Genomic DNA, 10,417 nt, shown 5'->3' with positions numbered 1-10,417 from the left:
GATGTCAACAATTAATTCTTGCTTTGATCAACCAGTTTGTTTTTAGCAATCCAAGGCATCATGGCACGCAATTTCGCGCCCACTTCTTCGATCTGGTGTTCGGAAGTCAAACGACGACGGGAGATCAAAGTCGGTGCACCTGCTTTGTTTTCCAGGATGAAGCTCTTCGCGTATTCACCAGTCTGAATATCTTTCAGGCATTGGCGCATGGCGTTTTTGGTGTCTTCTGTAACGACTTTAGGACCAGTCACATATTCGCCGTATTCTGCATTATTAGAGATCGAGTAATTCATGTTGGCGATACCGCCTTCATAGATCAGATCAACGATCAATTTCAATTCATGCAGACATTCGAAGTAAGCCATTTCTGGCGCGTAGCCAGCTTCAACCAGTGTTTCAAAACCAGCTTTGATCAGTTCAACCGCGCCGCCGCACAAAACAGCTTGTTCGCCGAACAGATCGGTTTCTGTTTCTTCACGGAAGTTGGTTTCGATGATGCCAGCACGGCCACCACCATTAGCCATAGCATACGACAAGGCGATGTCACGGGCAGAACCGGATTTGTCCTGATACACGGCGATCAGGTGAGGCACGCCGCCACCTTGGCTATATGTACCACGTACAGTGTGGCCCGGTGCTTTAGGAGCGATCATGATGACATCCAGATCAGCACGTGGAACAACTTGACCGTAGTGAACGTTGAAACCATGGGCAAATGCCAGCACTGCGCCTTGTTTGGCGTGTGGTGCAACGTTTTCAGCATAAACCTGGGCGATGTTTTCATCTGGCAGCAAAATCATGATGACGTCAGCTGCTTTGACTGCGTCGTTAACTTCAGCTACGTTCAAACCGGCATTTTTTGCCTTGTCCCAGGATGCGCCACCTTTACGCAAAGCGACAGTCACTTTACAGCCGGAATCATTCAGGTTTTGCGCATGGGCATGACCTTGGGAACCGTAACCGATGATAGTAACGTTTTTGCCTTTGATCAGGGACAGATCACAATCTTTGTCGTAGAAAACTTTCATTTTGTATCCTAATAATTAAGTATTTTGTATAAAACGGCAAATGCCTGTATTTTTTTAAACCTTGAGGATGCGTTCGCCGCGTCCTATGCCTGAACCACCGGTACGTACCGTTTCCAGAATTGCCGTGCGGTCAATTGAATCAATGAAAGCGTCCAATTTACCTTTATTACCGGTCAATTCTATGGTGTAGGTCTTTTCGGTGACATCAATGATGCGGCCACGGAAAATATCTGCGGTGCGCTTCATTTCTTCCCGCTCCTTGCCAACCGCTCTTACCTTGATCAGCATCAGTTCACGTTCTATGTGCGCACCTTCGGTCAGGTCAACCACTTTGACCACCTCAATCAGGCGGTTCAAATGTTTGGTGATCTGTTCGATGATGTCGTCAGAACCGGAAGTCACGATCGTCATACGTGACAAGGTCGCGTCTTCAGTCGGTGCAACGGTCAGGGTTTCAATATTGTAACCACGGGCAGAAAACAGACCAACCACACGCGACAAGGCACCGGCTTCATTTTCAAGAAGGATGGAAATAATATGTCTCATCACAGATCCTCCGAACCCAGCAACATTTCAGTCAGCCCCTTACCTGCCTTGACCATAGGCCAGACATTTTCGGTTTGGTCAGTAATGAAATTCATGAATACCAGTCTGTCTTTCATGGCAAAGGCTTCACGCACCGCGCCATCCACGTCTGCAGGGTTTTCTATCTTCATGCCGACGTGACCATAGGCCTCAACCAACTTGGTAAAGTCAGGCAGGGAATCCATATACGATTCAGAATAGCGTGAACCATAATCAATCTGCTGCCACTGCCTGACCATGCCAAGGAAGCGGTTGTTCAACAAAATGATTTTTGGTGTCAGGTGGTATTGCTTGCAAGTTGCCAGTTCCTGTATGCACATCTGTATCGAGGCTTCGCCAGTGATACAGGCTACTGTCGCATCCGGGTTGGCCATCTGCACACCCATGGCATACGGCAAACCCACACCCATGGTGCCCAGGCCACCGGAATTGATCCAGCGACGCGGTTTGTCAAAGCGATAGTATTGTGCAGCCCACATTTGATGCTGACCAACATCAGAGGTCACAAAGGCATCGCCCTTGGTGACTTCCCAGACTTTTTCAACAACGGATTGTGGCTTGATGACTTCCAATGAAGTCGGGTATTTCAGGCATTCACGACCACGCCATTCATTGATCTGCTTCCACCAGGCGGCAAGCGCCTTGGGATCAGGACGCGTCTCAACTGCACTCAGTTGTGACAACATTTCCTGCAACACGTCTTTGACATTACCCACGATTGGAATATCAACCTTGACGCGCTTGGAAATTGACGATGGGTCGATATCAATATGAATGATCTTGCGCGGATGCGAAGCAAAATGTTTCGGGTTGCCAATCACACGGTCATCAAAACGTGCGCCAATGGCAATCAGCACGTCGCAGTGCTGCATGGCCATATTGGCTTCATAAGTGCCATGCATGCCTGGCATGCCAACGAATTTTTCATCGCTGGCTCGGTAGGCACCCAGACCCATCAGGGTATTGGTGCATGGAAAACCCAGTGCATCAACCAGTTTATTCAGTTCCGGCGCTGCATGCGCAAGTATCACGCCGCCACCGGTATAAATCATTGGACGTTCAGCCTGCAACAACAGTTGCACAGCCTTGCGAATTTGTCCTGCATGCCCTTTATCGACTGGCTTGTAAGAGCGCATTTCGATTTCTTTAGGGTAGCTGTAGGTGGTTTTGTGCATGCTGATATCTTTGGGGATATCTACCAGCACAGGACCAGGACGACCTGTCGTTGCAATATAGAATGCCTTCTTGACGGTCTCGGCCAGGTCCCTGACGTCTTTCACCAAAAAATTATGCTTTACGCATGGACGGGTAATGCCAACGGTGTCGCATTCCTGGAAGGCATCCTGGCCGATAACGGCACTGGGAACCTGACCCGAAATGATCACCATGGGTATGGAATCCATATAAGCAGTTGCCAGGCCAGTCACCGCATTGGTAACACCAGGCCCGGAAGTGACCAGGGCCACACCGACTTTATTGGATGAACGGGAATAGGCATCAGCGGCATGTACCGCAGCTTGCTCATGACGAACCAGGATATGTTGAAACTTGTCCTGATTGAAAATCGCATCATAGATATAGAGTACGGCACCGCCCGGATATCCGAACACATGCTCAACACCCTCTTCGGCCAGACACTTGACAAGTATCTCTGCGCCTGTAAATTCTGAACTCATAAATTGTGTCCTTTCAAGGTCCATAGGAGATTGATCGGATGTTCTTTCCTGGCGAAATCGACATGTAAGACCGGAAAGCTGAAATCCCTTTATGTGCGGTCACATTACCCTTTACACATCCGTTGGATATGGTGCCAGGCAAGGCTTAGTGCACTCGTTCAATCAGTATTAAGGCTTTACAACGACAGACTTCTCACGCTTGTGGCATGGGTTAGAACAAACAGCTTCTTAAAGCGAACTTGTCGGTTTCAGCATTGTGAGCTGTTCCAGACAAGTATTTTGTACCCCGAGATTTTGGAGCGGACTCACAAGGTACTGTGTTGCAGCATTTTGGTCAAGGAAAATTCACAGGAAAAAGCAACTTATTCGGGTAAATTAAATTATCAAAAAAATCATTTTCAACGAAATACAGGACATGAACGCGTATTTTTGCTAGCATGTGCGCAATTTTGAGCGCTGGCATCCTCCTTAAAAAGTCCAATCAGATCAGGAACCAGCGCCTGCTTAAACAATAAAACTGCGCAACGTAACTGCCAACGATGGCCACAGACAAAGAATTATCCAGCTTTTTGGAAGGTGTAGAGCGACGCGCTTTCAAGCATGCCGTGTATACCGTCCGCAATGAGGAATCTGCTTTAGACATTGTTCAAGAAGCAATGATTAAACTCGCAGAAAAATATGGCGACAAGCCTGCTGCCGAATTGCCCATGCTGTTTCAGCGCATATTGCAAAACACCATACTGGATTTTTTCCGCAGGGAAAAAGTACGCAATACCTGGGTCAGTCTGTTTTCGAGCATTACTCCAGCCAATAATCAGGATGATGACAATTTTGACTTATTGGAAAGTTACGCTGCAGAAGAAGGCACAGAAGCTTCGGAATCCAGTGCGGACAAGATAGAGCGCGAGCAGGTTCTGAATATCATTGACGAAGAAATAAAAAAGCTTCCTGCACGTCAACGGGAAGCATTCCTCATGCGTTATTGGGAAGACATGGATGTAGCGGAGACCGCCGCTGCAATGGGTTGCTCAGAAGGCAGCGTCAAAACACACTGTTCCAGGGCAACACACGCGTTGGCCGTCACACTAAAGGCTAAAGGAATACACCTATGAATTATTCAAAAGAAGCGAAAGACCTTGAATTTGCTTACAAGGTAAGACGGGCGCTGAATGAATCAGCAGAAAGTCTTCCTGCGCCAACACTGGATAGGTTAGCACAGGCTCGTAAAATGGCCATGGCACGCAAGAAACAGGAATCTCCTGTTGCTGTATTGGCATTCAAAGGCGTGTTTGCCGGCAATTCCGGCTTCTCTTTCCAGGGACCCGGCTCCTGGTTGGGCAAACTCGGTATCGTCCTGCCACTGCTGGTACTGGTGGCCGGTCTGATAGGCATTTACGAATATGAACAACAGCAAAACATCAACGAGCTGGCAGATATTGATACTGCCGTTCTGGTGGATGAATTGCCGCCTGCCGCCTATGTTGATACCGGATTCACTGCCTATCTGAACAAAACGGAGGAATAGGCGTGACGTTGCACTTAATGCGAGATTTGCTCTGCCTTACTGTTGTATTTTTCTCATTATCACCGGCTTTTGCCGGTGGTAACGCTACGCCTGTACCACAAACAAACGTCAAACCTGCCAATAGCGCAGCAAGTTCCAGCTATGCCAAACCTTTATGGACAGAACTCAGCCCCACCCAAAAGCAGGCATTGACCCCGTTAAGCCCTGAATGGGACAGGATGTCCGAACTGGGCAAGAAAAAATGGCTGGAAATCGCCAATCGCTATGCTGCGATGAAGCCGGATGAGCAAGCCAGATTGCAGGAACGTATGCGTGACTGGGTTAAACTGACCCCAGAACAACGCATGGCAGCACGTGAAAATTATGCAAAATCCACCCAGCTCAAACCGGAACACAAATCTGCCCAGTGGCAGCAATACCAGCAATTGAGCGAAGAAGAGAAAAAACGCCTGGCTTCTGAAACCCAGAAAAAGAAAAGCGTTACCAATCTTCCGGTTGAAGCATTGAAAAACCCAAAAATCCTGGCACCGATCAAAGTTGGTCCCCAGCCAGCTACCACAGTCAAGGCCAAGCCACCAATAGCTGCGCCATTGGCCCAACAGCCAGCCGCTGCTTCAGCACCTGCCATTTCTGCGGCACCTGCCCCGGCGTCTGTAGCGACAGTAATAGACGCTGCACCTGCCAGCGCGACCGTATCTCAGGGCCCTGCCAAATAAATCTGTGAATTCTGAACTTACTGCTCCATTATTGCGTCGTCGCCTGATTTGTATGGTCTATGAAGGAATGCTGTTGTTTGGCATTGTTTTTGTGTCCGACTGGATTTTTGATGTATTGACGCAAAGCCGGCATGCCCTGGTATTGCGTCATGCACGCCAGTTCTGGCTATTTCTGGTCATTGGTGCTTACTTTGTCTTTTGCTGGAGCCGCAGCGGTCAGACGCTTGCTATGCAGACCTGGCGCATCAAGGCAGTAGATCTGGATGGTGGCAAGTTGCCTGTGGTGAAAGCTATCGTGCGTTATTGCCTGGCATGGATGTGGTTTTTGCCCGCCATGGCATTGAATTATCAGCTTGGCCTGAAAGAATGGCCGATGGTATTGGTCGTCACCGCTGGCATCATTGGCTGGGCCATGACAGTCCGCCTGGACAAACATGGACAGTTTCTGCACGACAAACTTGCCAAGACGCGATTGATTCACATTCCTGCTGAAAATGAACTCAAACCGAGTTCTGAAACCTGATCTGCTTTTGATGTTGGCTTTTCAATGTTATTCTTATGAAATAGTTTATCGAGAAGAATGACATGCAACACAAAGCTCCTCGTCGCACCAGGGAACGCATACTGGAATTATCCCTGCGCCTTTTCAATGAATTCGGTGAGCCAAACATCACCACAACCGTGATTGCGGAGGAAATGAATATTTCCCCCGGCAATCTGTATTACCATTTCCGCAACAAAGATGATATCGTCAATTCCATCTTTACCCAGTTTGAAATGGAAATCAACAAAAAACTGGCCTTTCCTGAAGGCCGCAAGGCCAATATCCAGGATATCTGGACCTATCTGCACCTGACATTTGAACTGGTCTGGCGTTATCGCTTTTTTTACCGTGACCTCAATGACCTGCTGTCCAGAAATCGCAAGCTGGAACTGAATTTCAAGCAAATCCTCACACACAAGATCAAGGTAGCAACCGAGCTATGCAATGGCCTGCGCGCCGATGGCGAGTTTGAAGCCAGCGATATCGATATCGACGCCCTGGCAACTAATATGGTGGTAGTAGCCACCTACTGGCTTTCGTATGAATATGTACGCAATCCTCGCAAATATACCGAATTACAGACCATGTCTGACTCGCTGGCGCGTGGCTGCTATCAGGTGATCGTGCTGATCAGCCCCTATTTGCGTGGCGAAACTAAAAATGTCTTTGAAAAACTTTCGCAAGATTACCTCCGAAAGATAAATCCAGCATGAAAGCAGTCTGCGTTTATTGCGGTTCTTCACCCGGCATCACGGCTGACTATGCAGCCGGTGCCAGGCAACTGGCGGCACAACTGGTCAGCCAGCAATTGCGCCTGGTCTATGGCGGCGGCAATGTGGGCCTCATGGGCATTATTGCTGATGAAGTATTGCGCCTGGGCGGACAAGTCACCGGCGTCATCCCCAAGGCATTGATGGACAAGGAAGTTGGTCATACCAGCCTGACTGAACTGCACATCGTCAGTAATATGCATGAACGCAAGGCCATGATGGCAGACTTGTCGGATGCCTTTATTGCCATGCCCGGTGGCATAGGCACGTTTGAAGAACTGTTTGAAGTCCTGACCTGGTCACAACTGGGCTTTCATGAAAAACCGATTGGCTTATACAATATTAATAATTTCTACCAGAAGCTGCATGACTTCTTGCTGCATACCGTAGAACAAGGTTTCTTGCGGGCGGCACATCTGGACCTGTTACATATCGACAATGACGCCACCAGTCTCTTGCAAAAATTTGCCCAATACCGCCCTGTCCATGTCAAAAAATGGCTGGATGTCAAAGACCTGTGACATCCATTGCATGATTTGAAACCTCGTCTGGGGCATCATCTGAAGACTTACTTCACAGGCAAAAGCCGTTTCCCGGTCAAAACCGGAGTAAAATGCGACTTTTCCCCGACCTTTTAGTGTTTATTTCAAATTATGAAATTCTCCAAGCAATTCCCGCTGTACGAATCCGAAGCAACCAACTTCATCAAAGACCTGAAAAAGGCCAATCCTGCTTTGGAACAAAGCCAGCGCGATGGCCGTGCCCTGCTGTGGGACAAGACACCGGTTGATCTCGATACCCAAAAGCGTCAACTCGAATCCCGCGTCAATCAACAAGCTTACGTTTATCAAAACAAGGGCTAACACCGCCCACACCCGTCTGTAGACAGAGAAGCTTGTGACAACCACCAATGTGTTACCGCCAACCGAATTGCCACTGGTTGGTGCCGTTGACAGCACACCTGATGTTGTTGATGGGCTAGCCTTTGCCAAATTATATGGCGAGCCACTGTTCAAGCTTCCTACTGATCTTTACATCCCGCCCGACGCGCTGGAAATTTTTCTGGAAGCATTTGAAGGGCCACTGGATTTGCTGCTTTACCTGATACGCAAGCAAAACTTCAACATCCTCGATATTCCAATGGCGCAAGTCACCTTGCAATATCTGCAGTATGTTGATCAGATACGCAAACACAATCTGGAACTGGCTGCAGAATACCTGCTGATGGCTGCCATGCTGATTGAAATCAAATCACGCATGCTGCTGCCATCGAATAAAAGTGCTGACAGCGATGAAGCGGACGATCCACGTGCCGAACTGGTACGCCGCCTGCTTGAATATGAGCAAATGAAACTGGCGGCCTATGACCTGAATGCTGTGCCACAGCTGGGACGCGATTTCTTGCATGCCCAGGTTTTCATTGAACAAAATACCGTCCTGCACTGGCCCCATGTAGAGATTGCCGATTTGCAGTCTGCCTGGGCCGATGTACTGAAACGGGCAACGCTGGTGGCACATCATAAAATCAGCCGGGAAGAGTTATCGGTCCGCGAACACATGACTGGCATTTTACGTAAATTGCAGTCGGCCAAATTTGTAGAATTCTCTGATCTGTTTGACCCCAGCCGGGGTGCGCCTGTGCTGGTCGTCAATTTTGTCGCCCTGCTTGAACTGGCCAAGGAAACGCTGATAGAAATCACGCAGGCCGAAGCCTTTGCGCCGATTTATGTGCGCCTGGCCTATTCACCAGCCTGATTTGTGCGTCATCCATTTGCACTAACACCAACCTATTCATTAACATAGAACTGCATCATGAAAATCATTTCCTCGATTGAAGAATTGCGCGACCAGCTAAGCGGACAATTGCGTACTGCATTTGTGCCGACGATGGGCAATCTGCATGAGGGGCACTTATCCCTGATGCGGCTGGCAAAAAAACACGGCGATCCAGTTGTTGCATCGATTTTTGTCAATCGCCTGCAGTTTGGCCCTAACGAAGACTTTGACAAATATCCGCGTACTTTCCAGGCCGATGTAGAAAAGCTGGAAAAAGAAGGCGTCTATGTCTTGTTTGCACCGACAGAAAAAGACCTGTACCCAGAACCACAAGAATACCGCGTGCGTCCGCCAGATGATCTGGGCAATATCCTCGAAGGCGAATTCCGTCCCGGTTTTTTTACTGGCGTCACCACGGTCGTACTGAAACTGTTTTCATGCGTGCAGCCACGTGTTGCGGTGTTTGGTAAAAAAGATTATCAACAGTTGATGATAGTCCGTAACATGAGCAAACAATTCGCACTGCCGACTGAAATCATCGCGGCAGAAACTTACCGGGCAGACGATGGTCTGGCGCTGTCCTCCCGCAATATGTATCTGTCAGCAGCAGAACGTGCTGAAGCACCAGCACTGTACCAGACCCTGAATGAAGTCGCCGCTGAAGTGCGTGCCGGGCATCTGGATATGTTCGAACTTGAGCGTGAAGCCATGGCCAGACTGGCGGCACGTCACTGGAAACCGGATTATATTTCCATCCGCAAACGCGCCGATCTGCAACCGCCGTCTGCCGGTGACATTGCCCAGCAAGCACCGTTGGTAGTCGTCGCTGCGGCCAAACTGGGCGGTACCCGCCTGATCGACAATCTGGAAATTTGATGCGCGTTCTGCAAGCCGTAACACCTGCGCTGAAACGCTTGTACGCCGCAGGTACGCTGGCGCTGCTTGCTGGTGTTTTTGCTACAGATATGGCACAAGCTGCCATCACCGTACTTGATGATGCACAACGCCAGGTTACCGTAGCCAAACCGGCGCAACGCATCGTCAGTCTGGCGCCACACATTACCGAATTATTGTTTGAAGCCGGTGCGGCCAAACAAATTGTTGCCGTCACTGACTACAGCGATTATCCGGAAGCCGCAAAAAAACTGCCTTCAATAGGAAATATCTTTGCCCTGGACCTGGAACGCCTGCTGGCCCTGAAACCCGATCTGGTCATCATCTGGGGGACCGGCAATGCCAGGATACTCGCCAACAAATTACGCAGTAATAACATCACCGTTTTTGAAAGCGAACCCCATGATTTTGAAATGGTGGCGACCTCAATAGAGCGGCTGGCAACACTGGCAGGCACAGATGCGGTAGGTAGAGCTGCTGCGCAACAATTCCGCCTGCGTCTGGATAATTTGCGTAAGACCTACGCCTTGCCAGCATCAGCAACCCCGGTCAGTGTGTTTTACCAGATGGCGCGCAGGCCGCTGATGACACTCAATGATCATCATATGGTGTCAGACGCAATACGCCTGTGCGGCGGCAGAAATGTATTTGGCAAATTGAAGGAACTCAGTTCCACCATTACTACTGAAGCAGTGTTGGCGACCAACCCCGACATGATGCTGACCAGCGGTGACAATGTGGAAGCTTTGGCCGACTGGCGACAATTCCCCATTCTGACTGCAGTTAAAAAAAATAACTTCTATGCCGTCAACGGTGATTGGCTCAATCGTGCCGGACCACGCATACTCGACGGTACCGAAGCACTGTGCAAGCACATACAAACAGCCAAATCAAAATGACTGT

13 protein-coding genes are annotated in these 10,417 nt (G+C 49.2%); 10 read left to right on the top strand and 3 right to left on the bottom strand.

Annotation, left to right across the window (positions count from 1 at the left end):
• Nucleotides 1-11: 11 nt before the first annotated feature.
• The 3 genes from ilvC to AC1RVX_RS24460 are packed head-to-tail and all read right to left on the bottom strand — an operon-like array spanning nucleotide 12 to nucleotide 3,289.
• Nucleotides 12-1,028 (bottom strand): ketol-acid reductoisomerase, encoded by a 1,017-nt coding sequence (ilvC, locus tag AC1RVX_RS24470; RefSeq protein ID WP_423037080.1) that lies wholly within the window; start codon nucleotides 1,026-1,028, stop codon nucleotides 12-14.
• 54 nt (nucleotides 1,029-1,082) lie between these two features.
• Entirely contained in the window at nucleotides 1,083-1,574 is a 492-nt protein-coding gene (gene ilvN, locus AC1RVX_RS24465; protein ID WP_162059361.1) for an acetolactate synthase small subunit, read from the bottom strand.
• Entirely contained in the window at nucleotides 1,574-3,289 is a 1,716-nt protein-coding gene (locus AC1RVX_RS24460; protein ID WP_493219192.1) for an acetolactate synthase 3 catalytic subunit, read from the bottom strand. Before AC1RVX_RS24460 ends, ilvN begins: the two co-directional genes overlap by 1 nt.
• A gap of 539 nt (nucleotides 3,290-3,828) precedes the next feature.
• Here AC1RVX_RS24460 and AC1RVX_RS24455 point away from each other — a divergent pair.
• From AC1RVX_RS24455 to AC1RVX_RS24410, 10 genes are all read left to right on the top strand, one after another.
• Nucleotides 3,829-4,401: an RNA polymerase sigma factor gene (locus AC1RVX_RS24455; protein WP_422986216.1), complete on the top strand. Its 573-nt coding sequence runs from the start codon at nucleotides 3,829-3,831 to the stop codon at nucleotides 4,399-4,401.
• On the top strand, nucleotides 4,398-4,814 hold the full coding sequence (locus tag AC1RVX_RS24450; protein ID WP_493219191.1) for a DUF3619 family protein: 417 nt from the start codon (nucleotides 4,398-4,400) through the stop codon (nucleotides 4,812-4,814). The genes AC1RVX_RS24455 and AC1RVX_RS24450 overlap by 4 nt, the downstream gene beginning before the upstream one ends.
• A 2-nt stretch (nucleotides 4,815-4,816) precedes the next feature.
• On the top strand, nucleotides 4,817-5,530 hold the full coding sequence (locus AC1RVX_RS24445; protein ID WP_493219190.1) for a DUF3106 domain-containing protein: 714 nt from the start codon (nucleotides 4,817-4,819) through the stop codon (nucleotides 5,528-5,530).
• A gap of 4 nt (nucleotides 5,531-5,534) precedes the next feature.
• Nucleotides 5,535-6,053, top strand: coding sequence for an RDD family protein (locus tag AC1RVX_RS24440; RefSeq protein ID WP_493219189.1), 519 nt, complete (start codon nucleotides 5,535-5,537; stop codon nucleotides 6,051-6,053).
• 62 nt (nucleotides 6,054-6,115) lie between these two features.
• Nucleotides 6,116-6,787 (top strand): TetR/AcrR family transcriptional regulator, encoded by a 672-nt coding sequence (locus AC1RVX_RS24435; protein ID WP_493219188.1) that lies wholly within the window; start codon nucleotides 6,116-6,118, stop codon nucleotides 6,785-6,787.
• The gene (locus tag AC1RVX_RS24430; protein WP_493219187.1) at nucleotides 6,784-7,365 is read left to right on the top strand and encodes an LOG family protein; all 582 of its coding nucleotides are present in this window, start codon (nucleotides 6,784-6,786) and stop codon (nucleotides 7,363-7,365) included. Before AC1RVX_RS24435 ends, AC1RVX_RS24430 begins: the two co-directional genes overlap by 4 nt.
• 132 nt (nucleotides 7,366-7,497) lie before the next feature.
• Complete coding sequence (locus AC1RVX_RS24425) at nucleotides 7,498-7,707, top strand: DUF3460 family protein (protein ID WP_493219186.1); 210 nt, start codon at nucleotides 7,498-7,500, stop codon at nucleotides 7,705-7,707.
• Nucleotides 7,708-7,741: 34 nt separating this feature from the next.
• The gene (locus AC1RVX_RS24420) at nucleotides 7,742-8,599 is read left to right on the top strand and encodes a segregation and condensation protein A (RefSeq protein ID WP_493219185.1); all 858 of its coding nucleotides are present in this window, start codon (nucleotides 7,742-7,744) and stop codon (nucleotides 8,597-8,599) included.
• 57 nt (nucleotides 8,600-8,656) lie between these two features.
• A complete protein-coding gene (gene panC, locus AC1RVX_RS24415) occupies nucleotides 8,657-9,496 on the top strand; it encodes a pantoate--beta-alanine ligase (protein WP_493219184.1) in 840 nt (279 codons plus the stop codon).
• On the top strand, nucleotides 9,496-10,413 hold the full coding sequence (locus tag AC1RVX_RS24410; RefSeq protein WP_493219183.1) for a cobalamin-binding protein: 918 nt from the start codon (nucleotides 9,496-9,498) through the stop codon (nucleotides 10,411-10,413). Before panC ends, AC1RVX_RS24410 begins: the two co-directional genes overlap by 1 nt.
• Nucleotides 10,414-10,417 lie beyond the last annotated feature (4 nt).

The organism is Undibacterium sp. GW821-FHT11B02 (assembly GCF_058808955.1).
This window is presented reverse-complemented; position numbering and strand designations above follow the sequence as displayed.